At 49.7% G+C, this 16,336-nt stretch carries 17 protein-coding genes and 1 other RNA gene; 2 read left to right on the top strand and 16 right to left on the bottom strand.

All coding sequences use genetic code 11. From position 1 onward, the window contains the following. Positions 1–40 precede the first annotated feature (40 nt). The 6 genes from ACFSUF_RS10125 to ACFSUF_RS10100 form a co-directional block, all read right to left on the bottom strand. A complete protein-coding gene (locus ACFSUF_RS10125; RefSeq protein WP_377602567.1) occupies positions 41–1,051 on the bottom strand; it encodes an LCP family protein in 1,011 nt (336 codons plus the stop codon). Between the two features lie 14 nt (positions 1,052–1,065). Then, positions 1,066–1,341, bottom strand: coding sequence for a hypothetical protein (locus tag ACFSUF_RS10120; RefSeq protein ID WP_377602566.1), 276 nt, complete (start codon positions 1,339–1,341; stop codon positions 1,066–1,068). A gap of 87 nt (positions 1,342–1,428) precedes the next feature. Further along, positions 1,429–1,719 carry a YlaH-like family protein gene (locus tag ACFSUF_RS10115; RefSeq protein ID WP_377602564.1) on the bottom strand — a complete coding sequence of 97 codons (291 nt, stop codon included), beginning with the start codon at positions 1,717–1,719 and terminating at the stop codon, positions 1,429–1,431. A gap of 34 nt (positions 1,720–1,753) precedes the next feature. Further along, complete coding sequence (typA, locus tag ACFSUF_RS10110; protein WP_377602562.1) at positions 1,754–3,595, bottom strand: translational GTPase TypA; 1,842 nt, start codon at positions 3,593–3,595, stop codon at positions 1,754–1,756. 112 nt (positions 3,596–3,707) lie between these two features. Continuing rightward, positions 3,708–4,196: a hypothetical protein gene (locus ACFSUF_RS10105; RefSeq protein ID WP_377602560.1), complete on the bottom strand. Its 489-nt coding sequence runs from the start codon at positions 4,194–4,196 to the stop codon at positions 3,708–3,710. A 43-nt stretch (positions 4,197–4,239) separates the two neighbouring features. Beyond that, positions 4,240–4,872 (bottom strand): TerC family protein, encoded by a 633-nt coding sequence (locus tag ACFSUF_RS10100; RefSeq protein WP_377603146.1) that lies wholly within the window; start codon positions 4,870–4,872, stop codon positions 4,240–4,242. Between the two features lie 203 nt (positions 4,873–5,075). On the opposite strand from ACFSUF_RS10100, the gene ACFSUF_RS10095 reads away from it, so the two are divergent. Further along, a complete protein-coding gene (locus tag ACFSUF_RS10095; protein WP_377602559.1) occupies positions 5,076–5,759 on the top strand; it encodes a TerC family protein in 684 nt (227 codons plus the stop codon). Positions 5,760–5,814: 55 nt separating this feature from the next. Here ACFSUF_RS10095 and thiI read toward each other — a convergent pair whose 3' ends face one another. The 6 genes from thiI to ACFSUF_RS10065 form a co-directional block, all read right to left on the bottom strand. Continuing rightward, positions 5,815–7,098, bottom strand: a complete 1,284-nt coding sequence (gene thiI / locus ACFSUF_RS10090) for a tRNA uracil 4-sulfurtransferase ThiI (RefSeq protein ID WP_377602558.1) — start codon at positions 7,096–7,098, stop codon at positions 5,815–5,817. Further along, positions 7,095–8,252: a cysteine desulfurase family protein gene (locus ACFSUF_RS10085; protein ID WP_377602557.1), complete on the bottom strand. Its 1,158-nt coding sequence runs from the start codon at positions 8,250–8,252 to the stop codon at positions 7,095–7,097. Before ACFSUF_RS10085 ends, thiI begins: the two co-directional genes overlap by 4 nt. Before the next feature lie 111 nt (positions 8,253–8,363). After that, on the bottom strand, positions 8,364–9,095 hold the full coding sequence (locus ACFSUF_RS10080) for a lytic transglycosylase domain-containing protein (protein WP_377602556.1): 732 nt from the start codon (positions 9,093–9,095) through the stop codon (positions 8,364–8,366). Between the two features lie 164 nt (positions 9,096–9,259). Next, positions 9,260–10,102: a hypothetical protein gene (locus tag ACFSUF_RS10075; protein WP_377602555.1), complete on the bottom strand. Its 843-nt coding sequence runs from the start codon at positions 10,100–10,102 to the stop codon at positions 9,260–9,262. Positions 10,103–10,130: 28 nt separating this feature from the next. Further along, positions 10,131–10,349, bottom strand: a complete 219-nt coding sequence (locus ACFSUF_RS10070; RefSeq protein WP_377602554.1) for a DUF1540 domain-containing protein — start codon at positions 10,347–10,349, stop codon at positions 10,131–10,133. A gap of 115 nt (positions 10,350–10,464) precedes the next feature. Further along, complete coding sequence (locus ACFSUF_RS10065) at positions 10,465–10,962, bottom strand: DUF3907 family protein (protein WP_377603145.1); 498 nt, start codon at positions 10,960–10,962, stop codon at positions 10,465–10,467. 198 nt (positions 10,963–11,160) lie between these two features. Here ACFSUF_RS10065 and ACFSUF_RS10060 point away from each other — a divergent pair, with 198 nt between their 5' ends. Beyond that, entirely contained in the window at positions 11,161–13,026 is a 1,866-nt protein-coding gene (locus ACFSUF_RS10060; protein ID WP_377602552.1) for a S8 family peptidase, read from the top strand. A 69-nt stretch (positions 13,027–13,095) separates the two neighbouring features. On the opposite strand, the gene rnpB is transcribed toward ACFSUF_RS10060, so the two are convergent. From rnpB to ACFSUF_RS10040, 4 genes are all read right to left on the bottom strand, one after another. Beyond that, positions 13,096–13,497, bottom strand: an RNA gene (rnpB, locus tag ACFSUF_RS10055) — RNase P RNA component class A. A 106-nt stretch (positions 13,498–13,603) separates the two neighbouring features. Continuing rightward, positions 13,604–14,719: a Nif3-like dinuclear metal center hexameric protein gene (locus tag ACFSUF_RS10050; RefSeq protein ID WP_377602550.1), complete on the bottom strand. Its 1,116-nt coding sequence runs from the start codon at positions 14,717–14,719 to the stop codon at positions 13,604–13,606. Beyond that, positions 14,695–15,459 carry a tRNA (adenine(22)-N(1))-methyltransferase gene (locus ACFSUF_RS10045; RefSeq protein ID WP_377602549.1) on the bottom strand — a complete coding sequence of 255 codons (765 nt, stop codon included), beginning with the start codon at positions 15,457–15,459 and terminating at the stop codon, positions 14,695–14,697. The genes ACFSUF_RS10050 and ACFSUF_RS10045 overlap by 25 nt, the downstream gene beginning before the upstream one ends. A 1-nt stretch (position 15,460) precedes the next feature. After that, entirely contained in the window at positions 15,461–16,288 is an 828-nt protein-coding gene (locus ACFSUF_RS10040; RefSeq protein WP_377602547.1) for a hypothetical protein, read from the bottom strand. Between the last annotated feature and the right edge of the window lie 48 nt (positions 16,289–16,336).

Below are 16,336 nucleotides of genomic sequence, written 5' to 3'. Positions count from 1 at the left end.
GCATATGCAGGAAACTCTTCCAATGCAACCCCAACTTACTTTACTGGGATCCCTCCAGCGTTGCTTTCAGTTTGCTTTTAGCTGCTTCCAGCTGCTGTTCGTCAATGTGGATATACGGGCTTTTCCAAGTCCCGTCTAAAGGAATATATTCGATATTATCATTGCTGATGCCTATATACGTGGTAATAAAACTTTTTAATTGCTCTTCTTGTATATCCGTGCTTACATTGTCACCCAGCGCTTTAAATATGCCGTTAATTTTCGTGATGCCTTGGAATGACTTTAATTTATCTACCAATTGATGAATGACTTGCTGCTGCCTTGCGTTTCGCTCCAGGTCGCTGGAAGCGCCGGTTCCGTGGTTGGATTTGCGGTAACGGACAAAATCAAGCGCATTGTCTCCGTTCAGCAGCTGATTATCGCCTTTCTTTAAATCAATATCAGTGCCGTCTGCAGAGTCTGTGTACCTCATATCCATATCAATGTCCACTTCCACGCCGCCTACTGCGTCTACCACTTCGCGGAAACCTTGGAAGTTAATAGTAGAAACATAATCGATCGGCACGTCCAGGTATTTACCGAAAAAGCTCTTCATATTCGTATCAACCGGGTCGTTGTAATCATTTTTGTTATGAAATGCGGCATAATAGCTGTTTGCTTTGGAAACACGGTTAAATCCGGGTACTTCCATACGGGTATCCCTTGGAATAGAAACAATCGTCGCATGCTTGGTTTTCGGATTTAACGTTACGACCATAATGACGTCCGTCAACATCGTATGCGTTTGTTTCCGGCTGTCCAAACCGAGCAGAAGCAAGGTTTTGGGCTTCTCGCTGGCAAGTTCCCCTTTCGGCACCGGCGCGGCATTCGGGCTGTCCGCAGCCACATCTCCAATCAATCCGTTAAACTGCACATATAAATACCCAATAATACCTCCGCCGATTAAAAGAATCAGTGTCAAAAACCATAAAAAGACTTTCAGGCCCCTGCGCTTTTTCGGAGGCTTCTTGGAAGACCTCGACGGCATGCCTGAGTTTGGTGATGATGTCATTGCAACCACCCTTACTATTCGTTGTATTTAGGATTTTCAGTAATATCATGAAGCAGGCGGAACGCCTCTTCCCGGTCTATCAGCTTCTTTTTGCGGCTATCTCCCGTTTCATAAACTACATATACCATAGTGTCGTCCATCCGCTCAATCTCATATTTACCCACATGGTGGTCTTCCCGAAGCATCAGCTCGAAAAAATCCCTTGTCTCCGCCGCAGCCCGATCCTCTGGCCTGGCGTTGCACACCAGCTTGATTTGAAGCCAGTTAAACAACGTATCCTGCAGATTCATGATTACCGACTCTCCCCTGTATGGAAGCATATAGGAAGAGAGGCCCCGGATTCAGGAATCCCGCGGGCCTCTCTACTTTCGTTATTCCTAACCCTGTTTCTTCTGTTGTCTTGCCTTCTGCCTGGCCTCCATGAAATACCGGATCCTTACTATAAACATTAATCCGATAGCAACGGCGAGACAGGGAATGATAGGCAAGCCTGCATCCAGTTGAAAAATCAGGAGCATGCCCGCCCCGAGGGCAACCAGCAGATAGACGATCAAATCTTTCAGAAGCGGGAGTTTCCTAACGCGAAATACTTTGTTGTAAATAAAGACCAGCCCTGCATAAATCATGGCAAAAGCAATCCAAGGATGGTCCAGCAGCCACTCGTTCATTGCAGCTCCTCCTGATTACGCGGTGTTAGGCGCCTTATACGCTGGCTTCCGCGTTCTTGCGGTTCTTCTCTGCGCGTTCACGCTCATTCTTGTTCAGAATCTTCTTCCGAAGACGGATGGACTTCGGCGTGATTTCGCAGTACTCGTCGTCGTTCAGGTACTCAAGAGCTTGTTCCAGTGAGTACAGGCGCGGAGTCTTCATCTTCACGGTATCATCTTTACCGGAGGAGCGGACGTTAGTCAGCTGCTTCTCCTTACAGATGTTAACGATAATGTCGTTATCGCGTGTATGCTCGCCGACAATCATGCCCTCGTATACTTCAGCACCTGGCTGCAGGAACAAAATACCGCGGTCCTCTATGGACAAGATGCCGTACAATGTCGACACGCCGTTTTCGCTGGAAACCAGAACGCCTTGGTGACGTCCCCCGACGTTCGCGCCGTGATAAGGACCGTAGCTGTCAAACGCATGGTTCATTACACCATAGCCGCGTGTCAGCGTCAGGAAGTTCGTACGGTAACCGATTAGTCCACGTGCAGGAATCAGGAACTCCAAACGTACTGTACCGGTACCGTTGTTGATCATGTTGACCATTTCCGCTTTACGGGAACCCAAGCTCTCCATAACAGCGCCCATGGAGTCTTCCGGTACGTCAATAATCAGGCGTTCAATCGGTTCGGATTTCACGCCGTCGATCGTTCTGACGATGACTTCCGGCTTGGATACTTGAAGCTCGAAGCCCTCGCGGCGCATATTCTCAATCAGGATACCCAGATGAAGTTCTCCGCGTCCCGATACGATAAACATGTCGGGGCTGTCCGTATCCTCAACGCGCAGGGCGACGTCCGTCTCAATTTCTTTGTAAAGACGCTCACGCAGCTTACGGGAAGTGACCCACTTACCTTCTTTCCCAGCAAACGGAGAGTTGTTCACAAGGAACGTCATTTGTAGAGTCGGCTCGTCAATAGTAAGAACAGGCAGCGCTTCTGGGTTGTTCGGGTCGGCAATCGTTTCTCCGATATTGATATCTTTAATCCCTGCAAGGGCGATAATGTCACCCGCTCCGGCTTGCTCAACCTCAACCCGTTTCAATCCCTGGAAACCGAATAGTTTCTCGATCCGGGCTTGTTTCGTCTTGCCGTCACGGTCAATAACAGCAACCGCCTGACCTTGGCGGATAATCCCGCGGTTCACGCGGCCGACAGCGATACGTCCCAAATATTCATTATAATCCATCAAAGTAACTAGGAATTGCAGCGGCTCTTCCGTGCTCTCTGTTGGAGCCGGGATGTTCTTTACGATCATTTCGTACATGGCTTGCATATTCTCATCCTGCTGCTCCGGATTCTCGGAGGATGTACCGTTCAGCGCGGATGCATAAACAACCGGGAAGTCCAGCTGCTCGTCATTGGCGCCAAGTTCGATGAACAGATCCAGAACCTCGTCCACCACTTCAGCAGGGCGGGCGTTCGGACGGTCGATCTTGTTCAATACAACGATAGGAGTCAGCTTCTGTTCCAAGGCTTTGCGAAGAACGAACTTGGTTTGCGGCATGCAGCCTTCGAATGCATCGACAACGAGCAATACGCCGTCAACCATCTTCATGATCCGCTCTACCTCGCCGCCGAAATCGGCGTGACCCGGGGTATCTACGATATTAATGAGAAATTCTTTATAGGTAATGGCCGTATTTTTAGCCAAAATGGTAATCCCGCGTTCTCTCTCCAGATCGTTGGAATCCATGGCTCTCTCGTGTACGACCTCATTATCTCTAAATGTGCCGGACTGTTGAAGCAGCTTGTCAACCAAGGTTGTTTTTCCATGGTCAACGTGGGCGATAATAGCAATATTGCGGATATTCTCTCTTGAATGCATAATCCCTATCCCTTCTTCTCTTGGGTTCCAAAAAAGAAGCGCCGGACTACAGACCGACGCCATCATACATAATAGTATACTTGATAAAACAGGTAAAATGCAATGTTTTAAGCTACCAGCCTTTCCATCTACGTACCAGGATGGCTGCCCCGCTTACAATCAGCACCAATGAGAAAAATAAAAACCCGGCATGCAGCATCAAATTTACAGCGGTTAACAGCAGGGTTACAGCCCCCGTTGCGGCCGCAGCAGCGAGCCATTTTCTTCTTCGAGGCCGGCTGAACAGATATACCTCCAGCATGCCCAAAGAAATTCCGCTTATAAGAAGAGGCCATCCGTAAATAAGCACCTGCGGGCCGATACGGGAGTACAGCAGAGTAAATAGGGAACTGGATGCAAGCATGCCGCCCGGAATCAGTACGTAGACCGGTGCTTTTCCTGCGAAAAACAAACCATGCAGTCCGGCAGCAGGCAGAAATAAAAAAACAGGCCAGAGCGAAGCGCTCCAAACCTGCGGAATATCCGTCTTACCGGCCAGCAAGGCAAAGCCGGCCAGCATCAGCGCCAACCCTAAGCCTGCAGGCACAGGTTTTTTGCTCATGAGGTTCAGCCTCCTCTTACCGAATGATCTGAAGACATATCTTTTATGTAATCCGGATCCATTTTGATTTTTGCAGCAGTCCAAGACTAATAACAATTAGAGTCAGTCCAACTGGTATGCCTATATGCATATAAGGATTTCCATGGAGAATCATTTCGTCGATTTTCGGGTCTCCCACCAGCATTTCCCCGGCCGTAAAACCCAGAATTCCCGCTCCCAGATAAGTCAACACCGGAAACATATGCAGCAGCTTCATAATGACACTGCTTCCCCAGACAATCAAAGGGATACTGAGTCCGATCCCCAGAACAATCATGGCATAATCGCCTTCCGCAACAGCCGCAATAGCCAGGACATTGTCCAGACTCATTACAAAATCGGCTACAATGATCGTCCAAACCGCACTATATAAAGTACTGGCGCCTTTTATCTGATCATGGCTGTTCTCATCGGCCAACAGCTTGATTGCTATATAAAACAAAAGCAGAGAACCGGCAGCTTGAATAAAGGGCACATTCAGCAGCATTACAGCCGCAACTGTAAGCACAAGACGAAGTATGACCGCGCCGGCTGACCCCCACCAGACAGCTTGTTTTTGCTGCTTTGAAGGGAGATTCCGACTGGCCATAGCGATGACGACGGCGTTATCTCCGCTGAGTACGATATTGATCAGCATGATCTGCAGAAACAGAATAAATTCATCCACTTGTACAACCCCCCAGTTGTACAATCTATGAGAAATTGCGTTTATTAAGTACTAGAAAAATAAAATGTATTTTTTTGAAACTCTCGCGCAGGCATTACGTATATGAGGTTACGTTGTTTTGAATGCACTCTCGCATTTCTAGGCATCATATCTTCAAAGAAGGAGTGGGACTATTGGACTTTTTTTCAGTTGAATTTTTTTCAGCGCTGTTAACCATCATCTTTATCGATCTCATACTCGCTGGCGACAACGCTATCGTTATAGGGATGGCAGCAAGAAATCTTCCAAAGGAAAATCAGAAGAAAGTCATTTTCTACGGGACGGCGGGAGCCATCGGGATCCGGATACTCGCAACGCTGGTTGTGGTCTGGCTGCTGGATATTCCGTGGCTGCTGGTAATCGGGGGAGTATTGCTTGTATGGATTGCTTATAAGCTGCTGGTCGAAGAAGAAAAACCTCATGAGCTTAGCGCTGGTACAAGCATCTGGGCCGCGGTGCGTACGATCATCATTGCGGATGCGGCTATGGGATTGGATAATGTGATTGCTGTAGCGGGCGCTGCCCATGGAGATATGCTCCTTGTAGTGATCGGATTGATCATTTCTATTCCTATCGTCGTTTGGGGCAGCACGCTCTTTATCGGCCTGATCAACCGCTTTCCATGGATTGTCTACCTGGGATCCGGAATTTTAGCTTATACCGCGGCAAAGATGATCACACACGAGCCTAAGGTAAAGCATTTATTTGAAAATCCGGCGGTTTATTGGGGATTCATCGCTTTAGTCGTGGTAGGTGTCCTGATTGCCGGAAGACTGACCATGAAGCGCAAGCAACAATCGAACGTTACCCAGCATTAAATAAAAATACCCTGCAGCCGCCAACTCTTCACTGGGACTGCAGGGTATTTTTATTTTAGAAAAAACGATCAATGGACTGAGGTTCCGCTGTTGTTGTTTCCTGATGTTCCGGGGACGTTGGTAACGCCCCGCCAGCATGCTGATCCATGACAGAAGTGTCGAACAATTGGGAAAACCAGAACGTTTCCGTACCCTCAACGGCCAGCCGGATCTCCTCCTCCAGCCAACTGGAAGCACTGCGCTCAATTCGTTCTATAACCCTCAAGTTAGGATTGGTGCTGGGCGATTTCGCAGCGAATAAGGTACAGCAGTCTTCATACGGCAATATGGAAGTTTCGTATGTGCCGATCCGGTGCGCAATCCGAATGATATCATCCTTGTCCATCGTAATAAGCGGCCGTAATATGGGAAGCTCCGCTACTTTTCCAATCGTATTCAAGCTAGGCAGCGTCTGGCTCGCTACCTGCCCCAAGCTTTCACCGGTCACAACAGCTCCCGCTTCATGTTTCGCAGCTAACTGTTCTGTAATCCGGAACATGGCTCTCCGCATCAAAGTAATCAGTAAATTAGGCTGTCCTAACTGATTTAAACGGGTTTGGATCTCCGTGAAGGGGACCATGTGAACCTTCACCTTGCGGGTATACTTGGCTAATTGAAGCGCAAGATCTTTGACTTTCTGCTGTGCCCGCTCACTAGTGAACGGGTAAGAGTGAAAGTGGACTGCCTCGATGTCCAGTCCTTTGCGCATGGCAAGCCACCCGGCCACAGGACTGTCAATCCCCCCGGACAGCATCAGCATCGCTTTGCCGTTGCTGCCGACCGGATAACCTCCTGCACCCTTGATCACATCGGAGAAAAGATATGCCCCGTCCTCCCGTATTTCTACGCGAAGCTCTACCTCGGGTTTATGTACATCTACAGTCAACCCTTCTACATGACGCAGTACGGGTCCTCCGATCAGCCCGTTCAATTCCTGGGAATCATACGGATACTCTTTCCATGTCCTTTTTACCGTAACCTTAAAGGTCTTCGGTTTACGCGACAGCCCATCCATTACACTTAAGGCAGCAGCCCGTATTACTTCGAGATCATGTCCGCAGAACAGGACAGGACTGAAGGTCTGGATACCGAATACAGATTTGAGGCGCTCTGCTACGTTCTCATAAGGCGCTCCGTTTAACTCCAGATACAATCGGCCGTATGCCTTTCGGTAACGGAGTCCCGGGTAATCCCGCAGAACGTCCAGCGTATAATGGATGACGGCTTGTTCGAAACGCAGCCGGTTTTTTCCTTTTAAAGTAAATTCCCCAAAGCGGAGAAGTATCAGTTCGGGTTTCATCTTAAGTTCCTCACAAGTGGTTGTAATTTATCTACAGACATACGAAGAGCTTTGCAAAGAAACTGCACGTCCGCTTCGGTATGCTCCCCGGACATCGAAATCCGGATTCCAGAGCTTGCACGCTCCCTATCAAACCCCATGGCGAGCAGCGTATCGCTGGGCTTTTCGGTTTTGGATGCGCAGGCCGATTGGCTCGATACATACACTTTATGTTTCTCCAGCATGTGGACCAGCACCTCCGATTTCATGCCGGGAAACGTGAAATGGATAATATGCGGAGCCATGCCGGCTTCTTCAGGTGACCCGGTAACATATAAACCGGGGATCTCCCGGATCTGTTCCGTCACCATGCGCCGCAGCTTGTACAAGTGCGGCGCATGGTGCGGCATGCGCTCCATCGTCATGCGGCACGCTTTGGCCGCAGCGACGATGGCCGGCACGTTCGGCGTACCGCTGCGCGCGCCGAACTCCTGGCCGCCGCCGGCGAGCAGCGGATGCAGCTGCACGCCGGCGCGGCGGTACAGCAGTCCGACCCCCTTGGGCCCGCGGATTTTATGAGCGGATACGCTCATCAAATCGAGGCGCCAGGCGGCGGGCCGGACCGCTGTTTTCCCGATGCTCTGCACCGCATCGGTGTGGAACAGCACGCGCGGCCGCCCTGCCAGCACGCGCGCAATCTCCTCGACAGGCTGAATCCGGCCTGTCTCGTTGTTCACGTGCATGATGCTGACGAGAATCGTCTCGTCCGTCAACGCCGCTTCTACATCGGCGGCGGAAACAGCCCCCGTCTCGTCTACGGGAAGCCGGGTGACCCGGAACCCTTCCGCCTCCAGCTGGCGCAGAGGCTCGGCGACCGACGCATGCTCGATCGCCGAAGTAATAATATGCCGGCCCCGGTCCCGGTACTGATATGCCGCCCCTTTAAGGGCCAGGTTGTTGCTTTCCGTCCCGCCTGACGTAAAGATCAGCTCGGACGGTTTCACGCCAAGCGCTTCCGCAGCCACCTCTCTGGCGCGCGTCATCAGCCTCTCGGTCTCAACCCCCATCCGATGAAGGGATGAAGGATTGCCATAATGCAGCCTCATTACTTCAGCAAGAGTATCGACCACTTCATCATATGGCGGAGTAGTCGCACTGTGATCGAAATATAACATAGGACTCCCCCTCCGATCTATTTATCTGCATAGGTACTCAGGCTTCCTGAAAAAGAAAAAGACCAACCCGCGCGGCCGCGTTTTGATCATCGTTCCCTATTCACTCATAAATTATATCATATATTCCTGTTTGGCCCGTAACACCTTAGTTACATACTTCTGCGTCTCGCCCGGCAGCTTATCGAAAGAAGCAAACAGATCCGCATCATTATGAATGCCTAAGCGGTCAATTCTGCCCGGACCGCAATTATAAGCAGCAACAGCTACCGCTGTATTGCCGTCGTATTTGCGAAGCAGATCGGCCAGGTACTTTGTGCCGCCGTCTATATTCTGCGCAGGGTCGAAGGAATTCGTGACACCGAGCGATTCAGCCGTACCGTCCATCAGCTGCATCAGCCCTTTCGCGCCCGCACTGGAGACAACATCCGGGTCAAAGGAAGATTCCGACCGGATGACGGCTTTAACGAGGCTCTCGCTGACACCGTAACGGCTGGCGGCTCCTTGAATCAGCGTATTATAAGCTGTTTCCTTCGCTCCAGCTTCCAATGGGCTGGTTCTGAGTTCTCCGCTTTGCATGTTCGAAACAAGGTGCTCCGCACTGGAAACCTCTGTCTCGCCCACAAACAACAAAGGGTTTGGGACAGGAGCAAAATAAGCTTTCAGGCTGTCCAGGGTGCCTTCGGAAGGAAGCTTACCTTCGGGACTCATCAGTTGTTGTAACAAAGCGGTAAATTCAGAAGTTTCCGCAGCATTCGTTGGACTTGCAACAGTTCCGTTCGTATAATCCATGCTTCTCAACTGCAGTTTCAGCATCTCGCTGATCATCTTAGCATCTATCGACATGATGTAAAAACTCCTATTGTCAAAAATGTGCATAATCTGATTCTATCTTACATCAGCGCTTCCAAAGTGACCAGTATTTTCTTTCTCTTTGCATACCGTACCTGAGAATGCCAAAAAACAGGCTCCCGCAGGAGCCTGTTATCCGACCTTACATCCGTTTCCGGTTAATAATACCTTCTCACGAAAAAGAATGAAATCAAAGAGATCAAACCGATGACAATAGCCCAGCCCCCGGTAGTTCTTGCTCCTCTGGAGTAGGATACAAAACCTAAGATGGCGCCGGCCGGAGCAAGGAGGCCTGGCAGCAGGAACAACGATACAATAGATGCAATTAATGCCCATACGCCAAGCGTTTTGCCCATTGACTGTGTCGATGCTTGGGAGCCGGAAGCGGAACCGGTACCGCTTTTTTGCACCGTACTCTTTTGCGTAGTTGTGGTTTTCTCAGTCCTGCTGGTTACAGCAGCCGGTGCCGTCATCTCCGCAGCATATTCTTCATTGTAATCCGAGTATGCGGATGGTGCAGGAAGCGCGGCAAGCCGCTTTCCTTCAGCTTTAGCTGTTGTTGTTGTAGTCTTCTTCATAGTTGCGGCCCCTGATGGCGAAGCAGACTCGGAGCCAAACTCCTCTTTAAAGCTGGAGGATGATCCCGAAGCTGTTGGAGAAGGCATTTTTGCACGTTCAACGTTTGCCGTTTGGGTTTCTGTTTTGACTGTCGTACTGGTTGGCGTCAAGTCTTTGCCAAATTCCTGTGTCGTGTTTTTGGCCGAAGGTGACGGTGAAGGTGAGGAACCCGACTGTTCCACGGGTACTCGCTCGGCGGTATACATTTGTGTCTCGCGGGAATCGGCGATCGACTTATTTTGAACCGGTTCCACAGCAAATTCGTTATACATCCGGTTCATTGGAAGATCTGTGGTGTGCAGTTCCTCCTCCCCGATTCTTACTGAACTTTTGTTTAAAGCTGTAGGGCCTTCGCCCTTACTGTAATTTGAAGAGTTTTCCATCTGCGGCAAACCTCCTTTACGTTCCAGCTTATTTGCTTCTTGGCTTAAAGGTATGACAGCATGTGGCGGAAGACGTTTTAGCAGCGTCCTGATGTTCGGAATCGAATGTTTCCCCGGCGAATTCCTCGTTATACTTCATTGTTGCGTGTGCGTCCACATCAATCATGATGGCATCTGCGTTACAGTTGTTTCCTTGTCCCCAGAAAGAACAATTTGACACGCTGCATTTTACAATCGGTTTGTCCATTTGAGTATCACCCCCGTTACAATTTCCCCTTCGGATGCGAACTCTATACTCAATCTCGACGCTAGCCCCCAAGCAAAAAAAGGAACGCCATCGGCGTCCCCTTGTGTTCTTATTCTTAAACCCTTTCGCCCTGAATACGGCGCTGCGTTATATAGTCGGATTCGTAATAAGACAAATCTTCACGCAGTTCTTCAAAGATTTTGGACAATGCGAGTACGGTATCGCGCACTTCACGGGCCGGCTTCTTGCGGAAGCGGATGGCATCTTGTCCGGTGTAGGCATAACGCCCGTCCTCGGAATAGCATTCGTTCTTTGGATAGAAGTATGCATTTACAGTCTGGTGATACGTCTCATACAATGCTTTCTCGGAAGGCTCCACAGGGAAATTCGGACGGCGTAACAGTGCGCCCAGCTTCTCATAATTGACCTCGGAGAATACAAGCAATTGGCGCAGGTCGGACAGGCACCCTTTGTAGAACACTTCACTGTCAGCCTCTTCCGTTACCAGCTGCGGCAATGCGTAGTTGTTAAGGAATGTTTCCAGCATGCCTGCAGCTTCTTTCAGCTTTGCTTGGGTTGATTCACAAAGGTTTCTTACATCATTGTTAGCCATCAAGAAAAAGCCCTCCCAAAATACATAACAGTAATAATAAATTGTAAATGAAACAATTAAATCCTACCACAAAAACTTGTGAAGCGGTACCTTAATTCTCCTGAAATTACACTTGTATAAATTCTCTTTCTCCTCCTTATTCTAACGTTAACTTGAAGGGTTGTATAGTTCAAAAATAAAGAGCAGGAGGTAATCCACATGAAACGGGCACTCTTAGCCATAATGCTGTTAGCGGCCATTGTCTTCTTCGTTTTCCCTTTGCCTGACGGCGATAAACGGCAAGCAGGGGACCGGCATACCCCGGGTGCAGAAGGAAACATGACGGCTGCGCAGGAACTGACTCAAAACCGCCTCGTCATGAATCAGGATCTTCAGAGATCGGACGAGTTGTGCCGGTCACAGTGCATGCTGCATTTTACCCATCTCCTGTCCCATTCGAACCATGGCGGTACTGCCGCCGTCAAAAAACAGATGGCACTCATGCAAAAAAAGTACCGTCACATGGAATTTGTGGAGTGGAACGGTCATGGTAGACGCTTGACTTCGGGAAAAACGGATGCCGAGGCCTATAAAATCGCGCAGCGTCATTTAAAATCGGCTAAACAGCAAGCATCACTAGGAAAAAGTTATCTGTCTTCCCCGTTTACAGTGAAAGGTCAGACTTATTTTGTGCTAGGGGTTCCCGCAAAAGACGGTTCTGCCTCCGTTACGGGAATTGTGCACCAGGATATTCTGGACCAGATCAAGCTTCATCAGGTTAAAAACTTGCGCCTCAAACCTTTTCCAAGCGAGGGCCGTTACAAAATTGAATCCGCCGACTCCCGAACTTTAACGGATGTTACCGTCGATCATCCCGAACAGAACGAAGGTACCAGCCATTATCACACCAACCAGGTAGTAGTAAGGTTTCGCGGAGATCCGACGGACGGACAGCTGGACCAAATCAAAAGGGATATTTCAGCCGTACGGGCCAAGAAACTGGGGTATACGTATGTATTCGAATCGCGCACGATGGAAGCAAAAACATTGATGCGTTATTTCACGGACAAATGGAATCCACATTATGTGGAACCTCATTTTCTATATATGACCAACGAAACGGAGGAGCTCCCGGCAGCGAAACCTAATGACACACTGTATTCCAGATATCAATGGAACCTCCCCATCATCAGCACCGAGAAAGGCTGGGGTGTGACCCGCGGGAAGCAGGAGGTCATCGTAGGTGTCGTAGATACGGGAGTCGATCTCACCCATCCAGACCTTCAGGGACGGCTGCTGGAAGGCTACAACGTGTATGACAAAAGCACGAACCCTTCGGACGATGTCGGACACGGTACCCATGTTGCGGGCATTATAGCTGCATCCGTGGATAACAACGAAGGCGTCGCGGGCATGACCTGGTTTAACAAAATTCTGCCGGTGAAAGTACTGGACCAAAGCGGGGCCGGTTCGACTTATTCGGTAGCTGAGGGAATTATCTGGGCGGCAGACCATGGCGCCAAAGTCATTAACATGAGTCTTGGCAATTATGCGGAGGCGGAGTTTCTGCACGATGCAATAAGATATGCCTATGATAAAGATATTGTATTGATCGCTGCATCCGGGAACGATAATACGATCCGTCCCGGTTACCCTGCCGCATATCCCGAGGTATTTGCCGTGGCGGCTACGGACAGCAACAAGAGAAAGGCATCCTTTTCCAATTACGGTGAATATGTGGATGCTGCCGCTCCGGGCGTCAACATACCTAGTACGTACACAGGCGGGCAATATGCCGCCTTATCCGGCACATCGATGGCCAGCCCTCATGTGGCCGCTTTAGCCGGACTGATCCGTTCGGTAAATCCGCTGCTTTCCAATACCGAAGTGATGGATATTATGCGCCAGTCAGCCGTCGACCTTGGGGAGCAGGGAAAAGACGACTATTTCGGATACGGGCAGATTGATGTAGCAAACGCGTTACAAGCAGCGAATCAAAAGCAGGAATCGCTGCAATTGCTACCTCAAAATCTGGACCGTAAACTAAATGCCGTTATTCAGTCATTTCTCAATGCACGAAAATAGGAACAAACCAAAAAGAGCCCTTACGGGCTCTTTCGTCATGTTTTATAATTTTTTAGGTTATGGGCAGTTGTGAGAAGTTTGCCGTAAGCCGGGTTCTGTACTTCGGGTGGTCCAAGCGGTAACAACCCTCCCACCCATGAAGTGACAATCATCTATCTAGGCCTGACATTGCTGCCAGGCTCAAGCGACCAACCCGAACGCGCCTCGGGCTAAGGCTGCAAGTCAAGCTTGCTGCGTTCCATTAGGTCTTGCTCCAAGTGGGGTTTACCAGGAGATATGTCACCATAAATCCTCGTGGTCTCTTACACCACGGTTCCACCCTTACCTGTGCGCCTTGCGGCGCCATCGGCGGTCCGTTTCTGTGGCACTATCCTTCAACTCGCGTTGACTGGACGTTATCCAGCACCCTGCCCTATGGAGCCCGGACTTTCCTCCCGCGGCCAAGCCGCCGGCGATTGTCTGTCAAACTTCTCGCTCACAAATGCTAGTATACTAGGTATAGCGTCAAATCACAACCTTCAATTGCTAGCAGATTTGTCTTCTCTTTCCTTGGATTGTTCAGGAACAGGATCAAATTCTACAGGAACTGAAAAGGTTCCGTATTCACTTGGGAGGCGGTGATTTCCGTGGCATACTTGTGCTCAATGAGCTTGGCCCGAAGAATGTCAGCCACACCGGTTTTCATGATTTTCTCGATGTTATGTCCGGGGTCAATAAGGCATAAGCCGGCTGCCAACGCATCATGCGCCGTGTGATAGTCGATATCTCCGGTAACCAGAACATCAGCTCCGGCAAATATGGCATGGCGGATATAGCGGCTGCCGGAGCCGCCAAGAACCGCTACTTTCCGGACGGTTTTGCTCGGGTCCCCTACTACACGGCAAACAGGCACGTCAAATACCGCTTTTACCTTCTCGTTGAGTTCTCCTAATGTCAATGGCTTGGGAAGCTTTCCCGCACGTCCTAATCCGAAGGTACGGCCCTTCAAATCGACGCTGTACAGGTCGTATGCAACCTCCTCGTAAGGATGTGCTTTCAGCATCGCCTGTACAGCTTTCCTGTGGACGTTATCCGGCACGATAACTTCTACCCGGACTTCCTGAGCCTCTTCCAATGTGCCTACTTCGCCAAGGTAAGGTTTTGATCCTTCCTCAGGCTTAAATGTGCCCGTACCGTCGATATTGAACGAGCAGTGGCTGTAGTTGCCGATATAGCCGGCCCCTGCTTGGAATAAAGCGTCCAACACCTTCCGGTGGTGTGACTTCGGCACAAACACAACTAGCTTATACAGCTTCTCCGTATGGACCTCTTCTAGAGGGGTTAACCCTGAAAGCTCCAAAGCGGCAGCCATCATATCGTTAATCCCGCCTTCAGCCACATCGAGATTCGTATGGGCAATATAGACAGCAATATCGTGTTTAATCAGCTTCTCATATAATTTGCCGGCAGGCGTGTCCGTTTGCAGCTGTTTCAACGGTCTGAAAATAATCGCATGATGAGCGATGATTAAATCAACTCCCAAGTCGATTGCTTCGTCTACTACTTTATCCGTAACGTCCAGTGCCACCAGAATGCTGCGTATTTCCTTATTTAATGTCCCCAGCTGCAAGCCAATCCTGTCATCAGGTATTGCATAGTGTTTAGGGGAAAATTGCTCAAAGAGCTGAATTACGGTCTGGCCTTTTGCAAACATGACAGCACCTCCCCAATAGTGTCGATCTGCTTCCGCAGCTCTTCAGCTTTTTCTTTGGATGCTTCCAGGTCCGATTGTTCCACCGTACGGAGAATACGGCGAAGCTTACCTGCTTCCGCTTCCCATTTGCTTACAAATACAGGCTCCGCTTTTCGAAGCAGGTAAGGTCCGAAATCCAGCACTTGCTGCAAGGTCAGCTGCATGCCGCAGGCCAAGTTTCGATTCTGCTCATACAGACTTTCAGTGAGTTCTTTCGCATCGGGCCGCTTTACAGCAGTCAGCACCTCATAAATCTTCCGGTCTTCTTCCAAAATGTGTTCGTCGCTCAAAAACCAGCCTTCGTTTCTCAGCCATTCGCGAACCTGATCTTCCGCCACGTTAGGTTGCAGTACTAACGTCTTGACTCCTTCCAATTTCGAAGGATCAGCGGATAGAATAGAGACGATCAGGCTTCCGCCCATGCCTGCGATAGTAATCGTATCTACCTCGCCAGGTTGGATTACGGCCAACCCGTCGCCTTTTCTGACGCTGATCCGGTCCGTCAACCCCGCATCTTTCACTTGCGTCAACGCGGCCTCAAAAGGGCCTTGATTTACCTCTCCAGCAACGGCGGAAACTGAAGTTCCGCTCTGCACAAGAAACGTAGGCAGGAGCGCGTGATCCGACCCGATATCCGCCATTCTGGATCCTGCGGGCACTTGTCCCGCTATTGTCATTAATCGTTTTGATAATTTCACCATGTTATGCTACCCACTCTGTCCACTTTTTTCTATAAGTATATAATACCCCGGCACCTGCGGCCAGTTTACCGAAACCGGCAAGCTGCACCGCTTGTCCTGCGGGCGAATTCCACACGAGCTCATACACCTGCGGCATCATCCACAATAGGCAGGAAACGCCGAATAAGACTGCGGACACCGGCTTATTCTTCAAATGAAGGAACCAGGAAAGCCAGCCCAATATAAATCCGGCCGGTACCCAATACAATTCATTTAACAGCCAATGGCCTTGTTTCGATAAACTGTGAATCCACCAGCCGTAACAGAGAACCAAACCAATCCATCCGCTCAGATGCAGAATTCCCAATCTAGTCAACACTCCAAATAAAAGCCAAAGTAAGCTGCATATTGCCACATATCCTGCTATCCACTCCGGACGGTCATACCCCTGTCCTGTTAAAATATGAAGCCCAAACACGAGCAGAAGTATACTTGCCAAGCCGATCAACAGATAGGCCGCGGCGGGCCGGCTGCTCCGAAGCCGGAGGCCCGCTATGTAAAAAAGCAGTACTCCTGCCGCTCCCACGCCAATTTGCATTGGCCATGCAAAAGAGTTAAAATGAAGAGCAACAAAACAAATTAAGGAAATAATCCCAAAAGAAAACAGCCATGTTTTCCAGTGGCTCGACTGAATTGCTTTCGAAGAGATGCCGGCTACCTTAGCACCGGGGCCTACACTGTCATCCATATAGAGGTTCAACAGGAAGTCGCAATATTGCTCAGGAAGCAGTTTACTCCTGCGCCAGTGTTCAATTTCCCGGACAATCACCGTTCGTTTTTCCAAATCCATTGCTCTTCACTCCAACTTAGATATTCAAGCAAAACGACCTTACTGTAT

The sequence above is a fragment of the Paenibacillus gansuensis genome (genome assembly GCF_042684925.1).
Taxonomy (GTDB): domain Bacteria; phylum Bacillota; class Bacilli; order Paenibacillales; family DY6; genus Paenibacillus_N; species Paenibacillus_N gansuensis.
Note: the sequence above shows the minus strand (reverse complement) of the source record. Positions and strands in the feature narration are given on the sequence as shown.